At 49.8% G+C, this 22,435-nt stretch carries 21 protein-coding genes and 1 pseudogene; 14 read left to right on the top strand and 8 right to left on the bottom strand.

Annotation, left to right across the window (positions count from 1 at the left end):
- From RJP21_RS12135 to RJP21_RS12190, 12 genes are all read left to right on the top strand, one after another.
- Nucleotides 1–1,107, top strand: a complete 1,107-nt coding sequence (locus RJP21_RS12135) for a GerAB/ArcD/ProY family transporter (RefSeq protein ID WP_310859517.1) — start codon at nt 1–3, stop codon at nt 1,105–1,107.
- 161 nt (nt 1,108–1,268) lie between these two features.
- On the top strand, nt 1,269–2,252 hold the full coding sequence (locus RJP21_RS12140) for a hypothetical protein (protein WP_310859518.1): 984 nt from the start codon (nt 1,269–1,271) through the stop codon (nt 2,250–2,252).
- Between the two features lie 287 nt (nt 2,253–2,539).
- A complete protein-coding gene (locus tag RJP21_RS12145; RefSeq protein WP_373309139.1) occupies nt 2,540–3,100 on the top strand; it encodes an ECF-type riboflavin transporter substrate-binding protein in 561 nt (186 codons plus the stop codon).
- A 43-nt stretch (nt 3,101–3,143) separates the two neighbouring features.
- Nucleotides 3,144–4,850 (top strand): ABC transporter ATP-binding protein, encoded by a 1,707-nt coding sequence (locus tag RJP21_RS12150; protein ID WP_310859519.1) that lies wholly within the window; start codon nt 3,144–3,146, stop codon nt 4,848–4,850.
- On the top strand, nt 4,843–5,673 hold the full coding sequence (locus RJP21_RS12155) for an energy-coupling factor transporter transmembrane component T family protein (protein WP_310859520.1): 831 nt from the start codon (nt 4,843–4,845) through the stop codon (nt 5,671–5,673). The genes RJP21_RS12150 and RJP21_RS12155 overlap by 8 nt, the downstream gene beginning before the upstream one ends.
- Before the next feature lie 310 nt (nt 5,674–5,983).
- Nucleotides 5,984–7,132 (top strand): TolC family protein, encoded by a 1,149-nt coding sequence (locus RJP21_RS12160; RefSeq protein WP_310859521.1) that lies wholly within the window; start codon nt 5,984–5,986, stop codon nt 7,130–7,132.
- Nucleotides 7,133–7,284: 152 nt separating this feature from the next.
- Nucleotides 7,285–8,898: an efflux RND transporter periplasmic adaptor subunit gene (locus RJP21_RS12165; protein WP_310859522.1), complete on the top strand. Its 1,614-nt coding sequence runs from the start codon at nt 7,285–7,287 to the stop codon at nt 8,896–8,898.
- A 33-nt stretch (nt 8,899–8,931) separates the two neighbouring features.
- A complete protein-coding gene (locus tag RJP21_RS12170; RefSeq protein ID WP_310859523.1) occupies nt 8,932–9,651 on the top strand; it encodes an ABC transporter ATP-binding protein in 720 nt (239 codons plus the stop codon).
- A complete protein-coding gene (locus RJP21_RS12175; protein WP_310859524.1) occupies nt 9,648–10,859 on the top strand; it encodes an ABC transporter permease in 1,212 nt (403 codons plus the stop codon). Before RJP21_RS12170 ends, RJP21_RS12175 begins: the two co-directional genes overlap by 4 nt.
- 65 nt (nt 10,860–10,924) lie before the next feature.
- On the top strand, nt 10,925–11,683 hold the full coding sequence (locus tag RJP21_RS12180; protein WP_310859525.1) for a TrmB family transcriptional regulator: 759 nt from the start codon (nt 10,925–10,927) through the stop codon (nt 11,681–11,683).
- Nucleotides 11,684–11,874: 191 nt separating this feature from the next.
- On the top strand, nt 11,875–13,062 hold the full coding sequence (locus tag RJP21_RS12185) for an MFS transporter (protein WP_310859526.1): 1,188 nt from the start codon (nt 11,875–11,877) through the stop codon (nt 13,060–13,062).
- A gap of 15 nt (nt 13,063–13,077) precedes the next feature.
- Nucleotides 13,078–13,647, top strand: coding sequence for a hypothetical protein (locus RJP21_RS12190; protein WP_310859527.1), 570 nt, complete (start codon nt 13,078–13,080; stop codon nt 13,645–13,647).
- A gap of 246 nt (nt 13,648–13,893) precedes the next feature.
- Here RJP21_RS12190 and RJP21_RS12195 read toward each other — a convergent pair whose 3' ends face one another.
- The 5 genes from RJP21_RS12195 to RJP21_RS12215 form a co-directional block, all read right to left on the bottom strand.
- Nucleotides 13,894–14,469, bottom strand: coding sequence for a PadR family transcriptional regulator (locus tag RJP21_RS12195; protein ID WP_310859528.1), 576 nt, complete (start codon nt 14,467–14,469; stop codon nt 13,894–13,896).
- A 268-nt stretch (nt 14,470–14,737) separates the two neighbouring features.
- A complete protein-coding gene (locus tag RJP21_RS12200; RefSeq protein WP_310859529.1) occupies nt 14,738–14,977 on the bottom strand; it encodes an MFS transporter in 240 nt (79 codons plus the stop codon).
- A gap of 43 nt (nt 14,978–15,020) precedes the next feature.
- Nucleotides 15,021–15,371: a VOC family protein gene (locus tag RJP21_RS12205; protein WP_310859530.1), complete on the bottom strand. Its 351-nt coding sequence runs from the start codon at nt 15,369–15,371 to the stop codon at nt 15,021–15,023.
- A gap of 341 nt (nt 15,372–15,712) precedes the next feature.
- A complete protein-coding gene (locus tag RJP21_RS12210) occupies nt 15,713–16,348 on the bottom strand; it encodes a LysE family translocator (protein WP_310859531.1) in 636 nt (211 codons plus the stop codon).
- A gap of 94 nt (nt 16,349–16,442) precedes the next feature.
- Nucleotides 16,443–16,988, bottom strand: a complete 546-nt coding sequence (locus tag RJP21_RS12215; protein WP_310859532.1) for a hypothetical protein — start codon at nt 16,986–16,988, stop codon at nt 16,443–16,445.
- Nucleotides 16,989–17,425: 437 nt separating this feature from the next.
- Between RJP21_RS12215 and RJP21_RS12220 the strand changes: the two genes are divergently transcribed.
- Nucleotides 17,426–18,901: an MDR family MFS transporter gene (locus RJP21_RS12220; protein WP_310859533.1), complete on the top strand. Its 1,476-nt coding sequence runs from the start codon at nt 17,426–17,428 to the stop codon at nt 18,899–18,901.
- Nucleotides 18,902–18,972: 71 nt separating this feature from the next.
- Here RJP21_RS12220 and RJP21_RS12225 read toward each other — a convergent pair.
- Nucleotides 18,973–19,478, bottom strand: a pseudogene (locus tag RJP21_RS12225) (RrF2 family transcriptional regulator).
- A 371-nt stretch (nt 19,479–19,849) separates the two neighbouring features.
- Here RJP21_RS12225 and RJP21_RS12230 point away from each other — a divergent pair.
- Entirely contained in the window at nt 19,850–20,509 is a 660-nt protein-coding gene (locus RJP21_RS12230) for an FMN-dependent NADH-azoreductase (protein WP_310859534.1), read from the top strand.
- Between the two features lie 164 nt (nt 20,510–20,673).
- On the opposite strand, the gene RJP21_RS12235 is transcribed toward RJP21_RS12230, so the two are convergent.
- Together RJP21_RS12235 and RJP21_RS12240 are read right to left on the bottom strand one after the other, a co-directional pair.
- A complete protein-coding gene (locus RJP21_RS12235) occupies nt 20,674–21,441 on the bottom strand; it encodes a MerR family transcriptional regulator (RefSeq protein WP_310859535.1) in 768 nt (255 codons plus the stop codon).
- Nucleotides 21,416–22,342, bottom strand: a complete 927-nt coding sequence (locus RJP21_RS12240; protein ID WP_310859536.1) for a DUF2268 domain-containing putative Zn-dependent protease — start codon at nt 22,340–22,342, stop codon at nt 21,416–21,418. Before RJP21_RS12240 ends, RJP21_RS12235 begins: the two co-directional genes overlap by 26 nt.
- Nucleotides 22,343–22,435 lie beyond the last annotated feature (93 nt).

Consider the following 22,435-nt stretch of genomic DNA (forward strand, 5'->3'; position numbering starts at 1 on the left):
GTGGAAAAAGTATCGCAATCCCAAGTTTATATGCTGTATTCCCAGTATTTGTACACGACCACGCTCGGATTCATCATGCCTTTGCTTATCAAAATCGCCCAGTACATGGCATGGTTTACGCTGATTCCAGGCGCCGCCATGGGCTTGCTGGTCGCCTACGGCGCATATCGTTTGGGCATCAAAAGGCCGGGAAGGACGTTTGCCAGCTACGGCGGAGAAGTGATCGGAAAATGGCTGCATTATCCGCTCATGTTCTTCATGTTGTTTTCGAGCTTGGTTGTTGCCGCATTTATTTTGCGGGAGCTGCTGGATCTCATCATCACGATTTATTTGGAGGACACGCCGGACTGGGCGATCGCCTTGCTGTTCGGATGCGCCTTTGTATACGTCGTCCGCTCCGGGGTCGGATCGATTTTTCGGGTCGCGCAGGGCTTTTTCTTTATCAGCGTCATTTGGATTTTCATGGTTCCCCCGTTTGTCTCCCATGAGCTGAACTTCAACATGGCGGTTGCGCTCGTGAACCACATCAATTTGAAAGGGATCTGGAACGGTTCGTACATCATGGCGACCCAATACGCGGAAATGGCGTTTATTATTTTTCTGTTTCCCTATATCACCCGGCAGGAAAAAACGATGAAGTCGCTAGTTTGGGCTACCATAACCTCGATCGCGATCGTACTGACCGGCCTGGTTTCGACCCTGTTGCTGTTCGGACCCGGCCTGGCCGGTAATTTATCCTACCCTGAGCTGGAGCTGATTCGCTACATCCCGCCGGGAGGATTTTTTGAAAATTTGGATCCTTTGATTATCGCGATCTGGTTGTCCAGCTTATTCGTCAAAATCAGCCTGCTGCTGTTTATTTCCGTGATCGGTTTGACGCATGCCTTCGGGCTCAAAGACCATAAGCCCTTTTCGCTTTCCATGACGGCCATGATGATAGGGTTGGCCTTGTTTATGGTCCGGACGGGGCCGGAGCTCGATCATTTGGTCACCCACGGATTCGTTCCATTTCTTCTTGTGTCCGAGTTGATTCCGCTTTTGTATCTGGCCGCGGACGGCATCGGATCCTTGCGTTCCAAACGAAAGGCCCGCAGCAAGGCGATGTAGAGGCGGTAAGGGCGCGGAATATCGGATCAAACGCTTTTCGGAATATGCCGGAGGCGTTTTTGTATTTTATAGGCTGCCGTACGAAAAAAAACGCAGTTAACACTGAAACAAAGGCCAGCGTTTTAACGTTAATTCATAAAAAAGTCCAAGGGAGCATGGAGATGAAAAAATTGCTTTTTCTAGTTCTGGCGGCGTGCATGATCGGAGGTTGTTCCGGTACCAAAGCGGAAAAAAACGACCAGGGTGCCGATACGGTGAAGGGCGCAATTTCCGGGGAAGCGGTCGACGGCGGCAGCAAACCTGTAGCGGGGGGAGTCTCCGGCAAAGGCCCCGTCGAAACGGATTCCGAAAACGGGAAGGACGCGGGACCGGGGGAAACGGTGCAAAAGGACAGCGAAAGCGGGAGCAAGCCGTATTTGGACACGACCAAACTGCAAAACACCTACGGTTTCGCCGACAACACCGGGAGGTACATTCTTTCCTACGATAATACGGAAAACGCCGATTTGAACAAAGCCATCGGAAAAAACGGCCAGGTGCTGAGCGTAAAATTCGTTAAAAAGCAGGCGCAGGGCAGCCAGGATAACGGAAGGCAGACCGCAAACAACTTTCATAACGTGCCGGGCCTGCTGTTTGAAGTCGAGGGCGGCAATGCCCAGCCGAATGAAACGTATTATTTGGCAAGCGGCGAAGCGTTTAACGTCGAATCCCTTTTAAAGGTGAAGGAAGTGAACGCCGAAGGCGCGGACGACGCCTTAAAACGGAACATCGAGGAAGCGAAATCCCAAAAGATCGAAAAAATTTGGAAAATCGCCGACATTGAGCCGGAGCAAGCCGTCTATTTGGTGCGGTTCCAAAAGCAAGGACGACAAGTGACGGCATCGCTTGTGCTCGTACAAGGCGACCGGATCGCGGCGAAGGATTTTACGGCCGATTACGATCCGATTTCGACCTGGCGCGTGGACGATGGCGGCGAGATCCTTCCGGAGATGTTTTCTTTCCTGTTTGCCGCTTCAAGCCGTGAAGGAACCGTTTTGGCCGTTGCCTGGTCCGGAGCCGAAGGCGAAAATGATAACATATACAAGCAACAAGGAACAGAACTGGTCGATCTGAATTTATCGTCAGGCAGGTATATGGTGCCCTGATGGTGCGGGAATGCCGGCAGGTCCAAATACAGGGCCAATGGTCGAAAAAGCAAACAATCGTGAAAAAGACCCTATTTCCGATCAAGGAAATGGGTCTTTTTTTTGCTTTTGCAAATGATTTTGCGTCACTCCGTGCTTATCCGCAAAAAAATCTATATGCCCATTTACAAAAAAAGTTTTGCCTTCCCGTCCAAGTCCCCTTATATTAAGAGTACAATAAACGTTTAATGTTCGTTTTTGAACGTGAATGTTGTTGGAATATTTCGATTGGGAAAGGTGACTCTGCATTGAAAAAATCCATCTTTCAATTCAACACGAGAACGGTGGTGACCATAGGCATCGGCGCGGCTCTGTATGGAGCCACCAGCTTTATCGGCATCCCCGTGGGACCCGACACCTCGCTGCGGCCGGCCATCGCGCTGCTCGCGATTTTCGGCGCGTTGTTCGGGCCTGTCGTCGGATTCATTGCCGGACTCATCGGCCACGTATTGAACGACCTGCTGACCAGCGGCACGGTATGGTGGGGCTGGGCGCTGGGGTCGGGCATTACGGCTGCGTTTATGGGACTCATTTATTTGGCCAAGGGATTTGATCCGCAAAACGGAAGCTTTAAAGGAAAACATATCGGTTTGTTTATTGTTTACGGCATCGTCGGGATCGTTTTGTCGCTGCTTTTCTCCGGCTGGTTCGACATCGCGTTTATGGGCGAGCCTTCCGACAAGCTGGTCGTGCAGGTAACGGCCGCTTCGATTTCCAACATCATCGTCTTTTTGGTGCTTGGCGTGCCGGCCGTCATCGGCTTTGCGAAAAGAAACGCCAAAACGAGCCATTTGAGCGTCAACGAGTAGGCGCGCGGGAAGCGCCCCGAAGGAATAGGAGTTTTTGAAGGTTATGCAGCCAATCATCTCGTTTCAACAATACGGATTCAAGTATAAAAACCAGTCGGAGCCTACGCTGAAAGAGATTACGCTGGATATTTATCCCGGCGAAAAAATCTGGATCGCCGGTCCCAGCGGCTCCGGCAAATCGACATTGGCCCATTGCATCAATGGGCTTATTCCTTTTACGTACGGTGGCGAAACCAGCGGCAGCCTGAAGATCGCCGGTCAAAACCCGGCGGAGTTAAGCATCTTTAAGCTGAGCCGCACCGTCGGGACCATTTTGCAGGATCAGGATTCCCAGTTCGTGGGGCTGACGGTGGCGGAAGATACCGCCTTCGTCATGGAAAACAAGGCGATGCCGCGCCAGGAAATGAAGCGGGAGGTGGCAGCCGCGCTGAATAGGGTCGGGATGCTGGAATATATCGAGCATAGCCCGTACGAGCTGTCGGGCGGGCAAAAGCAAAGCGTGTCCCTGGCCGGCGTCTTGTCGACGGATGCGGACGTGCTGTTGTTCGACGAGCCGCTGGCGAATTTGGACCCGGCAAGCGGACGGAAGGCGATGCAGCTGATCGACGACATCCACCGCGAGAGCGGCAAAACGGTCATCATCATCGAGCATCGCGTCGAGGACGTTTTGCAGCAGCCGGTGGACCGGATCGTGCTGATGAATGACGGGCGGATCGCGGCCATCGGGACGCCCGACGAAATTTTGTCCTCCGGAGCCCTCCACGGCTACGGTTTGCGGCCGCCGCTGTATGTCGATGCGCTCCGCCATGCCGGAGTTCCGCTGGAAGGCGTCAGCGGTTTGCGGCTGCCGCAGCGCCTTGATATCCCTGGGCTTCAAGAGAAGCTCGACCATTGGAGCGAAGCGGCCGGGGCCGCTTCGGACCGGCCTTCTCCCGCCGCGCTGCTGGAGGTCGAGGGGCTGAATTTCGGCTACGAGCCGGAGCATCCGGTCATCAAGGACGTGTCCCTGCGGATCGGCGCAGGGGAAATCGTGGCGCTTCTCGGCAATAACGGGGCGGGCAAATCGACGTTGTCCCAGCTTATTACGGGCATTTTGAAGCCGCAATCGGGCTCGCTGCGTTATGACGGGCAGGATATCGGTTCTTGGTCGATCCGCCGCCGGGGCGAAGCGATCGGGTACGTCATGCAAAATCCGAACCGGATGATCACGCAGCATATGATTGCTGAAGAGGCAGGCTTAGGACTGAAAGCAAGAGGCGTGCCGGCGGCCGAGATCAAGGTGCGGGTGGAGGAGGCGCTGAAGGTGTGCGGGCTGTTCCCGTTCCGCAATTGGCCGGTGTCCGCGCTTAGCTACGGACAGAAAAAACGGCTCAGCATCGCTTCCATTTTGGTGCTTGAACCGAAATTGATCCTGTTGGACGAGCCGACGGCAGGGCAGGATTACCGCCACTACAAGGAGTTCATGGATTTTATCGCTTCGTTGGCCGGGCAAGGCATCGGCTTTTTGCTGATCACCCATGACATGTACCTTGCGCTCGAGTATGCCGCCCGTGCGATCGTCCTGAGCGCCGGTCGCGTCATCGCCGAAGATTCGGTGGCGGCGGTGCTGAGCAATCCGGATATTACGGAGGCCGCCCATCTGAAGGAAACGTCGCTGTCCCGGTTTGCGAAAGCCAACGGGTTAACGTCGCCTGAGAGGTTCGTTCAGGCATTTATCAACGCAGAGAAAAAGGGGAAAGGCCATGAATAGAACGGGAAGCCTGTACGTTACGGGGAACTCGCTGTTTCACCGGCTGGACGGCGCGGTCAAGCTGGTGCTTTTTATGGCCTGGACGGTCATGACATACATGTTTTTGGATTTGCGCGTATTCGTGCCGATGCTGATCGTCGGCATCGTGTTGCTTGTCACCGCGGGCATTCCGTTTAAACGGATGGCGTTTTTGTTTTGGCTGATGATCATTTTTACGGTGCTGAACAGCATTTTTATCGTGCTGATTACGCCGACGTTTGCGACGAGGCTTACGGGAACGGATACGCCCGTCATTCCGCTTGGCTACAACACGATCAATAGCGAAACGCTCTTTTACGTGCTGACGCTGTCGGCCAAATATTTGACGCTGCTGCCGATGACGATCCTGTGCATTTTCACGACGCAGCCGAGCGCATTTGCGGCAAGCCTGAACCGGATCGGCGTTCCGTACAAAATCGCTTACGCGGTCAGCATCGCCCTCCGGTACATCCCGGACCTGACCGAGGAATTCCGCGGCACGCTGAATTCGATGCAGGCCCGCGGGATGGGGATTTCCAAGGAGGACGGAAGCATCCTGCAGCGCATTCGCAATTTGGCGGCCGTGGTGGTGCCCGTGCTTCAATCCGCATTGCACCGGATCGATTCCGTCACAAACGCGATGGAGCTGCGCGGCTTTGGCACGCAAAAACGCCGCACCTGGTACAGCGGCAAGGATATGGAACCTCTGGATTGGACGTTTGTTGTCCTTGGCGTCGTTCTTTTGGCCGCGGGAATCTGGCTGAAGGTCAAGGTGCTGCGCGGCTTCTGGTATCCTTTTTCATAACATCCCATCCCTGCTGAGGCTCCAAAATGAAGGGAACCCGGAGAAGACGGTCATCCGCTCCGGGTTCTTTTTTGCGTTGAGATAGAATGAATTAAAGTTCTACTTGTCATTCCTTGATCCACGGGGAAATCCAGTGTCTCTTTAATACAATCTGCTTAGATGACAAAAATGTAAGGCAAATGTAAGGGATAACGATGGAATGACCCTATTCGCAATGGTACAGTGTTATGGGAATATATCCCATGATTTATGGGTTCCGGATGGTTGGCGTAAGCCGGCATGAAGAAAGATCAGGATCGGGAGGGCGAAAATGAAAGGGAGTGGACGTTTAGCTTTGGCCGCTGCCGCGGCGGCTTTTGTCGCATTGACGATGCTGCAGCCTGCGCGGGCGGAAACGGTGGTCCAAGGTTATATTGTGGAATCAAGCACCACCCAGGTAAAGCTGACATTAGAGCAGGCAACCAAATGGGCGCAAGAAAACAGCCTTTTGCTCAAGACGGCCAATCAAACCGTGGAACGGAACGCGATCATGCTTCAAAGCGCCGCGGATGAAATGAAGCAGGTTACCAGGCGGGACAACCATGAAGGTGAGGATACCGACGGGCCGGATGATGCGGAAGCGCTGCGCGCGGCGTACAAACGATACGCAGCCGCTGCAAGCATGTACGAAGATGCACAGAAGCAAATTCCCCTGGTCATGGATCAATTGGAACTCCAAACGATGAAAGCCTACTATGAGGCGATAACGGCTGCCAATAATGAGGCAACGGATAAAGAAGCGTTGGACGTTGCGCTTCAGGAGGAGAACATCGCGCTCGCCAAGGCTGCCCGCGGCAAAATATCGGAGAACGACAAAGCGAAGGCGGTTCGGGCGAAAAAGGAAGCCGAGAAAAAACTAGCGGAAAGCAAAGCCGCTTCGCAGAAAGCCGAGGATGCCCTGAGCAAACTGATGGGGAGAAAGCAGGGAACGACATACGAACTGGTGGACATACCGAAATACAGCAAGCCCAAAGCGCTTGACATCGAGTTACATATTCAGGAAATGACATCTTCCGGCAGCCCGGCGTTGTACAAGCAGGAAAATGCCGTGAAACAAGCGATGGCGGAAGCGTCTTTTTACAATGGGACCGCGGTGGGCGAATATCGGCTGAAAGCGCTGGACGTGGAAGCGGCCAAGATGGAGCTTTCCCAAGCCAAGGAGCAATTGGCGGAATCGCTAAAAACCGCTTATTTGAGCATTCAGCAGTACCAATCGCAGTACGAAGAGCTGCTGCGCAATCTTCAGAATGCCCGGGATGAACTATCGCTTGCCGAAAATAAATGGAAAAGAGGGCTCATACCCGGCATGGAAATCAAAACGAACGAGATCAAGGTGAAGCAGTGGGAAAGAAAGGCGACGGAGCTCGCGATCCAGCAAAAGCAAGCGGAATTTACGCTGTATAAACCGTGGCTTTTGTAAGAGTCAACGAGTTCTACCTTTGTGAAAGGCTATTGGAGGCGGGCGGCGATCGGAAGAACGATCCGTAACCGCAGCGGTCGCCTCGCACAATGCAAAGAACAAATTTCAGTATTGAGCCAGAACATGTAATGATGAATGTGGAGGAAAACGGCGTGCTTGAAATCGAAAATCACCAGACATTAACCTCTCTGAGGCGGCAGCGCAGAAAACGTTGGATTTGGATTGCGGCTGTGATCGTCATCTTATGCGGTGCCGGCATCTTTATTTATTTTAAAACAACCCCGAAACCTGTCGCGGCGCCCCCGAATGAAACCGTCAAGGTTGAGCAGGGAGACGTAACGGATACGCTTAGCTTGGCGGGGATCGTACAGGCGACCAAAGAAGCGAACTTGAACTTTACAAGCGCAGGGACAAGCAAGCTGATCAAGGTGAACGTCAAGGCCGGAGACAGCGTGAAAGCCGGACAAGTCCTGGCGCAGCTTGACGATTCGGAAGCGAAAATGCAGATCAAAAGCGCGGAATCCAATTTGGCGATTGTCAAAGCAAAGCTGGACGAGGTGAAAAAAGGCGCCAAGCCAAACGAAATCGAGGCGCAAAAAGAGAATGTCGTCAAAGCGAAAATGGCATTGGATTCGGTGAATGATCCATTTACCCTGAAGGAAGCCGAAAACCAGAAGGCGGCGGCCAAAGCAAATCTGGAAAAAGCCAAGCAGGCCGTCCTGGAGCAGGGCGAAAACGCCGCATTAAAGGAAGCGGAGCAGCAAATTGCGGCGGCGAAAGCCAATTTGGATAAAAGCCAGAAGGAGTATGACGACCAGTCCTATTTATTCGGGCTTGGGGCCGTTTCCTTGAATGAAGCGACGGAGGCCGAACGGAACCTGGAAAAAGCCAAAAATGAATATGAGAACGCCAAACTTCAGTATGCCAAAGCCCAAACGGCTTTGCAGGATGCGCTGGATAAAGCGCAAAAAGAATATGAAAACGCGGAGCTGCAATATGAGAGAACGGTGTCAAAAGGCAACCAGGCGGAGGAGGAGGCCAAACTTTCCTACCAATCCGCTTTGGCGGGCTTAAAAGCCGCCGAAGCGCCGCCGGAGCCTTCCGCGGTAATGTCGGCCGAAGCCGCCGTGCTGCAGGCGGAAGCGGATTTGAAACAGAAGGAAAGCGAGCTGTCCAAACTGCAGATCACCGCTCCGTGGGACGGATTGATTTTGAAGGTGAACGGGGATGTCGGAACAATCCCGACCGCTCCATTTATCGTCATGAACAATTCGAACTCCAACCAATTGAAAGTGCAGGCTAAAGTGGACGAAACCGACATTGCGAAAATGAAAATGGGGCTTAAAGCGACCATGCGGACGGATTCTTACCCTGACAAGCAATACGAAGGCAAAATCAGCTTCGTTTCGCCGCAAGCCGTGACCGATGCCGGGATCACGAGTTACACCGTGGAGCTTTCGATTCAGGATCCGGAAGGAACGCTCAAGACGGGGATGAATATGCAGATATCGATCGAATTGACTACGCATAACAATGTTTTGTATATACCTTTGGCTGCGCTGCAGTCGGAAGGCGGCCAAGACGGCGTGTATTTGGCGTCCGATCCGGCTCACCCTGAAACGTACACGTTCCAGCCCGTTGAAATCGGCATTTACACATCTGACCGGGTAGAAATTATATCAGGCGTGAACAAAGGAGCCACCGTCGTCATCCCGGCCGAACCTCCAGCGGAAAACAGCCCCGAGAACGCCGGCTTTGGCGGTTAAACAGAAACACGCATAAGGGGGGAGCATGAGCATATGAAAACGGTAATCCAAATCGAAGACATGAAAAAGGTATATCATGTGGGAGATCAGAAAATAGAAGCCCTCCGCGGCGTAAACCTGACCATTGGCGAAGGGGAGTTTGTGGCGATTATGGGTCCCTCCGGATCGGGGAAGTCGACGATGATGAACATGATCGGTTGCCTGGATCGGCCCACTTCCGGAAAATACAATCTCGACGGCTATTCGATTTTGGAGGCGAAGGAACATGAGCTGGCGATCATTCGAAATCGAAAAATCGGGTTCGTATTTCAAAAGTTTAATCTTCTTCCGCGGGCGACGGCGCTCGCCAATGTGGAATTGCCGATGATGTACGCGGGAGTTCCCGCCAAGGAACGCCGTAAAAGAGCGATTGAAGCTTTGGTTCAGGTAGGACTGGGGGACCGGCTGTTCAACAAACCAAGCGAGCTGTCAGGGGGACAGCAGCAGCGGGTGACCATCGCGCGGGCGCTCGTGAACCATCCGGTCATTTTGCTGGCGGATGAACCTACGGGCGCCCTTGACAGCCGGACAAGCATGGAAATTATGGAGATCTTCCAAAGGCTGAATGACCGGGGAGCCACCATATTGCTTGTCACGCATGAAATGGAAACGGCCGAATATGCCAAACGGCTGGTCGATTTCCGGGGCGGAGCGATTGTAGGGTCAAGGGCCATCATGAACCGCAGAATGGCGGCGGAGGAATCGGGCAGATGAATGTAATGGAAATCGTACGCGTGTCGCTTGCGAGTCTGACGGCCAATAAGCTTCGTTCCCTGCTGACCATGCTGGGGATCATCATCGGGGTCGGGGCGGTCATCGCGATCGTAGCCATCGGCAAAGGCTCAACGGCCAGCATTGAAAAAGAAATTAAGAGTATGGGCAATAACGTGATCTTTGTTTATTCTTATGCTCCGGATTATTCCGAAAACGGAAGAAATTCCTATGAGGCCAACCGGATGACACTGGATGACGTTCAAAGGATTGAAAAACTGGACACCGTAGCCGGCGTGGCGCCTAAAGGAGCTTCAGCCAGCGCGAAGGTGGCAAGAGGACCTCAGCATTACGATATTCAAGTCGAAGGGACCTTAAAGCGGTTTGACCGGGTATTCGGATTTAAATTCGCGCAAGGCAGAAATTTTACCCAATATGAAATGCAGCACGGCATGAATGTGGTCATTCTTGAAAGCGAAGCCGCGAAACGGCTGTTTTCCGGGGATAAAGGGAATTTAATCGGCCAGACGATCCAGATCAACCGGATTCCGTATACGGTCATCGGCGTGCTTGAAAAATTGGAAGGTTTCACGACCCAAAACGATCAGGCATACATTCCTATTACCACGATGAAAAACCGCTTTGGCGCGAAAAGAATCGACACGATGGTCATCTCGGCGAAAACCCCGGAACTGATCGACAAAGCGAGCGCGGATATCGGAGAGTCGCTCCGGATTCAGCATAATTTGAAGCCAAGCGACGCCAGAAATTTCAGAATCGAAACCCAGAAGGAATATTTGGAGTCGGCGCAGGGCGTCAACCGGATCATGACCAACCTGCTTCAGGGGGTCGCCGCGATATCGCTGTTCATCGGGGGCGTCGGCATTATGAACATCATGATCGTATCCGTGACGGAAAGGACGCGCGAAATCGGGATACGCAAGGCGATTGGGGCGGGGCGCGGACATATTATGACGCAGTTTCTGGCCGAAGCGGTAATCCTCAGCATGCTGGGCGGGGTGATCGGCATATTGTTTGGCATCGGAGCGGCGGTCCTGCTCGAAAAATTCGCCTCTTTGCCGATCGTCATTACGCTTCCGCCCATCCTGCTGTCCTTCCTTAGCGCAGTAGGGATCGGCATCCTGTTTGGCGTTTATCCGGCCTATAAGGCTTCGCGATTGAAACCGATCGATGCGTTAAGTTACGAATAAATGCGCAGGGAAGCCGGATTTATGGTACATTAATACCAAGTTCGAAAGATCGGGAGTTGGACAAGTTGCTCTATAAATTCGGTTTTTCCCAGTATGAAAGCAAAGTTTATGAAACGTTGGCGCAGACGATGCAGCCGATGGACGCGACGATGATCGTCAAATATTCGGGCGTGCCCAAAGCGAAAATATACGAGGTCATTTCCCGGATGGTTGAGAAGGGGATGGTGCTGGAGTCGATTTCGGAAAAGAAAAAGCTGTATACGGCGCTGCCGATTCCGCTTGTCGTCGAAAAGCTGACCGCCGAGTTTCAAGCGGATATCCAGGAGCTTGAGCGGCGGAAGGCGAAAAAGGAGATCGTGGACGACCGCGTCTGGAGTTTGAAGGCCGACGCCTCGATCCACGCCCAGATCAAGCAAATGCTGCTGGAAGCGAAAAGTTCGATCCGGTATTCGTCGTGGAAGGACGATTTTACAGCGGTTTTGCCGATCCTCGAGGAAAAAGAGCGCGAAGGCGTTGCCGTCGAGGCGCTTTCCGTCGGGGAAGTCCGCAGCGAATTGAAAAATATGGCCGTGATGGAGCCGAACGAGCAGCATGTGACGCTGGAGCGTTTCAGGCTGCTGATCGTGGACGATGCGGAAGCCATCTTTGCAGGCATGGAAGACGGCTCCTGGCAGGCGATCAAAACAAGATCCCAGCCGTTTGTGCGCGTTTTTACGGATTATTTCCACCACGACGTGCTGCTTACCAAAATTACGACCAAATATAACGATGTTTTGATGAACGACAAGGAAATCATGGCGCAGCTCCTGCAGCTGCGGTACTGATCCACGTCGGACGTTACATGATGTCCAATCCAGCGGATGGAGCTTATGCTCCGTCCGCTTTTTATGTTTTTTAAATCCATGGTTCAAGGTTCATTTTTTACGGAAAAAAATGTGCTTGCTGCCGATTTTGATATGAGTTACTATTACGGTAGTAACCATAGAACGACAACCAGAGAGAAAGGAGCAACAACGTGAACTACAAGATATACATTTTGGCGATCGCCTGTTTCGTGACGGGTATGGTCGAACTGATCGTCGGCGGCATTTTGGATCTGATCTCCAAGGATCTTCACATTTCCTTAAGCGCCGCCGGGCAGCTCATCACGCTGTATTCGATCGTGTTTGCGCTTTCCGGACCGCTGCTGCTGACGGCGACGGCACGCATGGAGCGTAAGCGGTTGTACCAGTCTGCGCTTCTCGTTTTTATCGTCGGGAACGTCCTGTCGATGGTGAGCCCTAATTTTATGACGATGGTCATCGCCCGGGTTCTGTCGGCCGCCAGCAGTGCGCTCATTACCGTATTGTCGATTACGATGGCTTCGAGGATGGCGAGTGAGGAATATAAAGCGAGAGCCATCGGCGTCATCTTTATGGGCGTCAGCGGTTCGCTCGTGCTTGGTGTGCCGCTGGGCATGATGCTCGGCAATGCGTTCGGGTGGCGTGCGCCGTTTGTGATGATTACGGTCCTGTCCGTCATTTCGCTCATCGCGATCCAGCTTTTTATCCCGAAAACCGCGCCGGAGGCGGCCATTCCGCTGCGCCGTCAGCTCGCTTCCCTGAAGAGCGGCAAAATCATTTTCGGCCAGCTGATATCGGTGTTGATGCTGACGGGACATTTGACGCTTTACGCGTATTTGACGCCGTTTTTGCAGGAAACGCTGCATTTGAATCCTTCGGTGCTCAGCCTGTTTTATCTTCTGTTCGGCATCGCGGCCGTGCTCGGCGGCGGTTTCGGAGGCTGGGTGACGGATAAGTTCGGGGCGGAAAAAAGCATTTTGGCGATCGTGGGCGTGTTTGCCGTCGTGATGTTCCTGATGCCGCTGTCCACCGTTTCGATGTATGTATGCCTGGTCGTCATGCTTGTATGGAGCGCGCTGAGCTGGTCGATTTCTCCGTCGATGCAAAGCTACCTGATCAAATCCGCTCCGGAATCGTCCAACATTCAGCAAAGCCTGAACAGCTCGGCGAGTCATGTCGGAATCGCGGTCGGTTCCGCCGTCGGCGGGATTGTGATCGAAAGCTCTTCGGTATATTACAATGCTTGGGTCGGGGTTGCTTTCGTCATCCTGGCGCTCGCAAGCGCCGTGACGTCGATCAAGTGGAAGTCTTCGCGGAAGGCGGCCTCCGAGGCGGCCGCGGCTGCCCGCACGCTGCATTAAACCTGGATGGGGGGGATGCCGTTACAGGATCGTGACGGCGGCAACATGAATGGATCCTATTGGTTTGAATCGGTGAAATGCATGGCGTTAACGCTGCAGCTGATCCAGGGGGCCCCGATGGGGGATGCGGCGGCTCTAACGGACTCGAAAAGTTCGATGGGATGCGAGCAGGCCCAAGCATCGTTCAAAAAGGGATTGGCAGGAGAGAAAGGGGCCTTCACCCGTTCCACAGGCATCGGTCAAGGGGAAGTCAGCCGGAAGTCATTGCTGGATTTTTACGATCAATTGGCCATGCTGCGAAGCCATCCGTTCATCAACGAGCTGTTGACGGAAGGGAAATTCAGGCTGGCCGCGCCCGAACATGCGCATGTGTTTGCTTATGAACGCAGCCATTCGGGCAGGAGGTTGTTGACCGTTTCGAATTGGAGCAAAGAACCGCTTGATTTCGCCTTGGAACGCGATTTCGCCCGGGGCGAAGTGCAGGTGTCCGTTTATCCGGAAATCGTTTTGACGGAAAACATGCGGCTGCGGCCTTTTGAGGCGTTTGCGGTACTGGTGCAGCCCGATATTCAAACGAGATTATAAATTATGCGAGGCGAACGATTCCGGTTATAGATGGTTCTTTGGATTCGCTGCTATAAAAAAGCTTGGCATTGCGCCAAGCATCAGATTGCCGAGAAACCCTGTCCTTTTACAGAGGAACAGGGTTTCTTTTATTTGTATATGAACCCCCCGGTCGAACCGGGGGTTTTCATATACAAAACAAAGGGGCCGACCTTTTTAGCTCGCCCCCATCCTATTAATGATCTGCTATCCTTAAGCCTTTCAATTTCACTCCCGCTCAAGCCCTTGTCCCTCCGCGCGATGGCTCTCGATTAACTGCATAACCCACGTTTCATCAAATCGAAGCTTTTCCAACCGATGCCGGAAAAAGATCTGAATATATTTCTGCTCCCCGCCGGGAATCCGTTCGTCTTTGCTAGCATATTCCAACCGTTCTTCCTCGTGACGGATTTCATAACGCAGGTAATCTTTGTATTGATGCAAAATTAAAAACTGCAATTCTTTGCTGATCAGTTCAAAATTTTTCAGTTTCGTATAAAAATGCAGCTCGTAATCCGGCGAATATGGAATCGGTTCTTCCATCAACCGAAAAAAACGTATTCTGCCTTCGTCCGTAAGTTTATAAGTCTTTATTTTTTTTCCTCTTCCTTGTTTGGAACCCTCCGGTTGCTCATCGGGAACCTGTTCGATCAGCCCGTCCGCAAGCATGCCGTGGATCAGCGGATAAATCGCCCCCCAGCTGACTTTTCGCGTAGGACCAACGATCCCGTTCAAAATCTGATGCAGCAAATAGCCGTGCATCGGGTTATTCATCAATTCGCCGAGTATGAACAATTCGTACAAACGAAAGGCCCCCCCTTGTAGGTTTTACTGCTTTTAAGCAAACAACAGTATAACATACGGCTGCCTGAAAAAACAGAAAAGCCGCAGGTCGCGGCTTCTCCTGGCCGCATCGTTTGCGGCCGGTTCCGGTATTTCGCTTTGTCACCCTGCCGTTACGCCGAATGCTGCTGCGCCATCACTTGGCGGTGCTTCGGCAGGAACAATACGGCGAGCAGGTTCGCAATCGCTATCCCCAACATGAGCAGAAAAACGGCATGCATTCCGGCAGTCAGCCCGCGGCGAACACGGGTTTGCGCCCGAATAAATCGGCGAGCTTGCCGAAAATGGGGGTCGCCACGCAGGTGGTCAACGTATAAACCGCAAACACCCAACTGAACAGCGTCTCGCCGTGCAAATCCTTGATCATATGCGGGGTAGCGGTAGCGACGACGGTCGCATCCAACGCGCCAATAAACATCGCTGCCAGCAGACCGGCGACAACCATGTTGACCTTGGTTTTCGAGGCCATGCGAAAAACGCCTCCTTACATTTTCTTTATGCCGCCCTTTGGCTTAACGATTGCAAACCAAGTAAAGGGTATTGCCTTCGGGATCGTTGAAATGCACGACATTAGGCGCCTTGCCTTCCACGGAATCGTGGAATTGAACGCCGCGGGTTTTCAGCGTTTCGATGGCTGACTCCATGTCTTCCACCTCAAACCCTATGGTCATGCTGCCCGATTTTTCCGGAAGGGAACCTTGTTCTCCCGCAAGATGCAGGAGACCGATCGTCAATCCGGGTGCCGCGATTTGCGCAAAATGCCCGTCACCGTGCTGCAGCTCCAATCCCAAGGTTTCCGCGTAAAATTTTACCGCTTTTTTCATATCCGCTACCATTACAGTCACATTGCCGCTTTTGAACAATTATATTTCCTCCTTATTCGTTTGATCGATTTTATTATATCAAAATAATATAATAAGTAAACATATCATATTGTTATATTTTTATGGAAAAATGGTGAGGAGCTACGTAAAAAAGAGAACGCCCCCAAAGGGCGCTCTGTCTATCCGGGCAGCCTTGCGTCGCCCTCGATCCTGCCGCACGCGATGTGCCTTTCTCAATGATGGGAGAAGTATGCTAGACTAAAACAGCCTTAGCCCGATGGGAAGCTCGAGCTAAGGCGGCTTAGACATTTTGTTTTATTCCACCGTCTACTTGACGATATCACTAAAGGGCGGCCTTCAATCTTGACGTTATTGCATCATTACTGTCTTTGGAATGCAACCTTTAGGCCAAGTCCGATATAGATTGCTCCGACGAATTTGCCGCTCAGGCGGCTTAAACGGCTTATCCACGTCGTCCGTTTAACCATTTTTCCAAGCGCAGAAATGCCTAATACAATCGAGGTTGTATACAATGCACTTAAGATGACAAAGACGACACCAAGCATCAAAAACTGCGTGGCGGCTTGACCTCGTTCAGGATGAACAAATTGAGGCAAAAAGGCCAGAAAAAACAGAGCCGTCTTTGGATTAAGGACTTCTGCAACCGTTGCCAAAAAGAATGACTTTAAAGCTCCCGCCGTTTTAACCTTTGGAAGTTGCGGTTCCGATGGCTTGCTCATCATTTCGCGAACTCCTAAATACAGCAAGTATGCCGCTCCTGCATATTTAACAACATTGAAAGCGATAGCCGAGGTCATCAGTACAGTGGAAAGCCCGACAGTAGCAAACAAGGTGTGAAGAAAATCCCCGGTTGCGATGCCAAGCCCTGCCATAATGCCTCCTTTGCGCCCATTTTGAACTGTACGGGTAATGGTAAGAAGAACGGCCGGTCCTGGAATTAAAAAAAGTAAAACGACAACGATAACATACGCCAATAAAGTTGAAAAATCCGGCATTTGGTTTCCCCCTTCAAAATCAAGATGAAATCAAGATGATATATTGTTGCGGTTTTGCACCCATTGTTCGGATTCGGCGGGCGTCGGTGTTATGTTAGGCCTTGCCATAGTGATCGACAGCGAACCCAAACAACACTTTCAGCGTAAATAATTGGCAAATGATCAACATATACGGCTGGATATGGGGCAGCAAGGGGACGCAACTCAAGCCGATGGACAGAAGCAAACTTGCGACAAACAGTTGGGACTGCCTTCCGATAAGCGAGTTCACGATAAATGCTCCAGCTATTGTATACGCCCATACCGCTATTGAATATCCGATCGCTGCGTTTAATAAAACCGAAATGATCACGATATGAATATGGATGGAAATGAACACAATGCGATTCTTTTTCCTTGCCGCATAAAAGTTGCTTGTTGAAGGCGTAAAATTAGCTATACAACCTGCGAAAATATCGAAAATGAGCAATAGAGCCAAGGTGCTTCGCCACACGGGCAAATTAATGGTCATTTCGGGATACATCAAATACAACACAGCAGTCAGCAACCCGCCAAACAACAGGATCGCAAGAATGAGTAAAATAGGTTGTTTTTCGCCAAAAACATCATGCAAGACTGATGGAATTCGTACTTGTTTCATATTTCTTTTCCCCTCCTCCCGCCTTCATAAGCAGCCCCTACGATAAGCATGCATCGGCTCCTCGGTCGGAAAACAAAGTACGGCTAAAGCGACAGATGATTTTTCACCCAAGTTATTTCCAGGTTTTGTTAGTCATAACATTACTAATAAAAGTAATCTTATGTCAAGAAGGCACCACGCATTTGCAATTATTTAAATATCATCGTTTTTCGTATATTTTTGTTGACAACATCCCGGCCATTAAAGATAATTTTTATAAATAAATGTATATAAAGTCGAAATGGGTGCCGGCGAAATACTTGCTTGGGAAGACGGTCGCTCATCACCTTGATTCGGGATAGAGGTGCGAACGATGGGGATCACCTTGTGTATAAATAAATGCCCTCCTTTATTTGGGACGCTACTCATGCGAATTCAAACAAAGGAGATGTTTCCAAATGAATCGATCCATGGTGATGATTTCGATTTTAATAGCCACGTTTCTGGCTGCTGCAGAATCATCGATTGTGACGACGGCCATGCCCAAAATTGTCGGCTCCCTTCAGGGCATCGAGCTGATGAACGGAGTATTTACGGTCTATTTGCTGGCTTCTACCGTGACTGTATTGATATTCGGAAAGCTATCCGATTTGTACGGCAGAAAGCTGATTTTCACTGTCGGGGCCGTGTTTTTCTTAATCGGATCGGTTTTATGCGGGATGGCCCAGACGATGGAGCAGTTGATTGCCTTTCGGCTTATTCAAGGAATCGGCGCGGGAGCGATATTGCCGGTTACACAGACGATTATCGCCGACATTTATCCCTCTGAGGAAAAGCGTGCCCGGATGATCGGACTTACCGCTTTCGTCTGGGGAGGCGCCGGGGTGGTCGGACCGTTGCTCGGGGGATTTTTCGTCGATTATGTTTCCTGGCACTGGATTTTCTATTTTAACCTTCCATTTGGTTTGCTTGCCATTCTTTTCATGCTGATCTTTCTCAAAGAAAAAGTGGAGAAGAGCAAAAAAACGATTGACTACCCGGGCATTCTGGCTTTCTCCTTAGGGATGCTTGCCTTATTATTTGCCGTCCAAAAGGGAGGGGAAGGACATTGGCTGTCTTGGCCGGTCCTTCTATGCATCGCCGCTTTTGTCGTTTTGATGGGGCTATTCGTATGGATCGAGACGAAAGCGGCGGAACCGATCTTGCCCTTGGCCATGTTTCGGCGACGCCAAATCGTATCTTCCAACCTGATTCAGTTTCTCGTCAATGCGATCATGATGGGAACTTTGGTGTATATGCCGCTCTGGTTTCAGGGAGGACTCGGAACGGGGGCGATCGAAGCCGGACTCATGCTCGCTCCATTGGCCATCGTTTGGGCTTTCGGCTCCTATTTGTGCGGGAAAATGCTTGTGAAACAGGGGATGCGCGTCACCTCGCTCGCGGGAAATATGGTTCTCGTTCTATCCGGTGCGGGGCTGGCAGCCATGCAGTTGTCGAGCGGCCAATATGGCTTTTACTTGATTTCAGCATTGCTCGGCCTCAGTTTCGGAATCACGGTCACTTTGTATACCGTTGTCGTTCAATCCGCTGTGGCACCTTCCTTGAGCGGCGTTGCGACGGCGACCAATTCGCTGTTTCGCTCGTTAGGACAAATGCTGGGAGCATCCGTATTCGGAAGCTACTTCAATTCCCGGATCGCTTTTCGCCTGTCTGCCGAAAAAACGGAGGATGTAAATATGGGTCAGATGAATCGATTGATCGACGCATCGGATACGAGTCAAATTCCCGCTTCGCTGCTATCCAAGCTGCAGCACATTCTCGTCTCCGGAATTCATGACGTTTTCATTGTATTTCTGGGGCTGGCTGTCGTTTGCGTAATGGCTACGCTATTATTGCCGAGATCAAAGCAGAACGCGGCCAAGGAATCAGCCTAGCTTTTTTTGAGTCTCATATCGAACAAGGGTAATCGGCATTTCCGGTTGCCCTTGTTTTTTTTGCAACATGTTCAGGTTGGATTTTCATTCCTAAAATAGTTCCGACTGTCCGTCCGTACTTTCTCAGTCAAAACATGATCCAGCTCCTTGTTTAACCAAGCAAGCGTTTTATTACGCAAAGCCTCGCGCATATACTCTTCAGCTTCCAGCATTGCCAAGTTAATTGTACATTTTGGATTGCTTTGAGTACATGACGAGCATTCTTCAGTATCACGATACATTAAATTCGTTTTTAAAATATTTTTGCACTGAAAAATAGGTTTCTTTCCTTCAACTGCTTCAATTACATCCCAAAAGGTAATTTCCTCGGAAAGTATAATTTATATCCCCCTTTTACTCCGGGCGTTGAACTCACAATACCAGCCCGGGACAATTTACCGAAAACTTTCGAGAGGTACGTTTCCGAAAGCCCTTGAAATTCTGAAAGGTCTTTTATTCCTATCGTTTTTTCATCCGGAGCATCAACTAAATAAACAAGGCTATGCAAAGCATATTCGACCATTACGCTATAATGCATAGATCATATCACCTGCTTCCGTGTTAATAAGCACACACAAAAACATGGTATAGCATCCATTTTATTTTGTGAATTTCAGAGATTACATGGCTGTAATTGACATTCGACGGGTCATGTTTTATTACGGATTAAGTTAATCGTCGATTAAGGTGATCGTTAATATAAATTGCCGATTGACGTTGCCGCTGGTGAAGACATAGCTAAGTAAACTCGCATCGCACGGGCCGTGAATTTCTCCCAGACGGAGAGCTGCACATGGATCTAAAAGTCATCCGGATTTTATTCGAAACGGGAAATACTCCAGGACGAAGCTGCGACGAGGAGAGAGAAAACAGGAGAACATATCACTTTGTAGTGGGAGGGAAATAACCGTGAGCAAATTACTGATCATCAATGCACACCCAGATATTGATTCTAAAACCTCCGTAAGTCTGGATGTGTTTAAATGCTTTTTAAAAACATACAAAGAAAATCATTCGAAAGACGAAGTCATCGAACAAATAAATCTATACGAAGATGAAGTCCCCCTGATAGATAAAAATGTACTTAGCGCATGGGAGAAACAAGCAGAAGGAAAAGAATTAACAAGTCAAGAAAAAAAAGCAACGGACCGCATGAGCGAGATATTAAAACAATTCAAAAGTGCTAATAAGTACGTCATTGTTTTTCCGTTGCATAATTTTAATATCCCTTCAAAATTAAAGGATTACATGGATAATATTATGATTCCGAGAGAAACGTTTAAATATACTGAGACCGCATCGGCCAATGGAAGAAGATCCGTCGGTCTTCTCAATGATGGAAGAAGTGTGGTAGTCATTCAAGCCAGCGGATCCATATACACCAATAATGACTATTATACCGAGGTGGAGTATTCGCTTAAGTTTTTGAAGTCCATGTTTCATTTGATGGGAATCGAAGATTTTGAAACCATTCGAGTACAAGGAATAGCTGTTTTGGGCAGAAATGAAGTATTGCAAAAAGGGTATAGGGAAGGCGAGGAGCAAGCTTTAAAATTAGCAGCTAAATAGGAAAATACGTTTTGTTTAATGAAGCAGCAAGAACCCGTCGAATGGAGTCACCTCGCAGGTTCTTGCAGCAAGCGACAAGTGGAAATGAAGCAGTAATTAGCAAAACAAGCGGCCGAGCGAGCGACGGCTTTAATGGCGTGATGAAACAATTATTTTCCTTTCGATCAGGATAATGGGGAGACGTTCAACCGATTGATATTGTGCATAATTGCACGGTAAAGAAAATCTGCCAAATCCTCAGTACTATATTGATTAAAGTAGCTTTTGAATCGAGCATCGGATTTGTAGGTATTGGCAATGCAAGCCAGTAACTCTTCGTCACAAGGCATGAATTGCATTAATATTTGTTTCCACTCTTCGATGAATTGCTGAACTTCATCGGAGGAAGGATTCTGATGGATACAAGACGCCACTTTTTTGAATATTTCCTCCATGGCTGAAAAACGTTCCTCTTTTTCATCCGGTGAACATTTTTCCATCGTTTCATTAAACGCCTGATACGCCTCTGTTTCACCGTAAACGAATCTCGCCTCATTTGCATATTGTTCTTTCAATGGCAAAGCGGAAGTACTGTTGAAGATTTGCAAATGGCTGATATCATTTCCCGAAACGTATTCTTCGAGAGCCGCCATGATGGTTTCCAGTCTTTGTTTTTTCGATAATAAGGTTTGCCTCTGCTTCTTTAATATTTGTTTCTGTTCTTGCTTAGTCAACTTTAAAATGTCCGCAATTTCTTTCAAGGAAAAATCCAATTCCTTTAAGAACAAAATCGTTTGAAGTTTTTCCAAACTGCTTCGATCGTATAGGCGATACCCTTTTTCCGTCAGATGCGTCGGTTTAAACAAATGAATTCTATCGTAATAATGCAGGGTCCGGCCTGTAATGCCAGTAATTCGAACAATATCTTTAACCGTTAATAATGGTTTCTTCATCCCAAAATCCTTTGGCTTCGTCCAGTATTTGAGCAGCGGGCGTAATGGTTGCCTCGAAAATCGTTTTTCCTGTTTTTCTTAAATAATATTGGATTAAATGATACCCGCAAGCGTATCCAGCGCTATATGGCATGTTGACCGGTTTAAAGTTTTGAAGTTTTGCGATCTCGTCGCCGTAAAGATAAGGAGCAATTTGATCAAACCCGGTTAAATGCAATTGCTCTCTAAGCACTGGCTTTATGCGTTTGTTAAGCGTGTCTGCGTTTGTTTTCGTTACCCAAGGGCCGAGGAATTTTTCGCCAAACATGAATGCAGCATAGTTTTCGGCTAATCCTTCACTTACAATGAGCTCGCCCAAATGAACGGTGTGATCCCATTGAATAAACTGATATCGCACATTATGGTTGCATTCATGCGCCAGCGCAGCCTTCATTCGAGGAATCGTGTACTCATTTGGCAAGAGCGTACCCCAAATAAACCCGGGAATGCCCCCAAAGCCGCTATATCCTTCGTTTATGACCAAGGCACGGCTTTCCGGATTCCCTAGTTGAATGGTAAACAAATATTCGGATACGGGGAGGCTGATTTCATGTTCCACAAATAAACGTAGGCTTTTCTTCACAGCCTGCTCACACTCTAACCAAAAGGATTCGGACGAAATCAGCTCGATCTCCGCCGAAATCCGAGGGGTAATCTGATCAGGGGATCGATGCATCATGCTATTAAACGCAATAACGTCAAACCCATGCGGCTCTTCAGCTTTAAAAGGAATCTGTTGAATTTGCCATTGCTTCATAAAGGGGGCCATCATTTCGTTTCTGAATAATTCAAGTTTTTCTTCGGGCGAAGCTTGGGCAACTTTTTGGTAAATCTGATCTGAACGCAGTGTTTTTATATTCATAGCTCTCACTCCAAGTCGTTTTATAGTGAGAATTATGCGCTATGACCTAACGTCATAGTCAAGTATCTTGGATCAAAATTCTAAACGGATTTG

It is taken from the genome of Paenibacillus sp. VCA1, assembly GCF_031583795.1.
GTDB classification, from domain to species: domain Bacteria; phylum Bacillota; class Bacilli; order Paenibacillales; family Paenibacillaceae; genus Paenibacillus_AQ; species Paenibacillus_AQ albilobatus.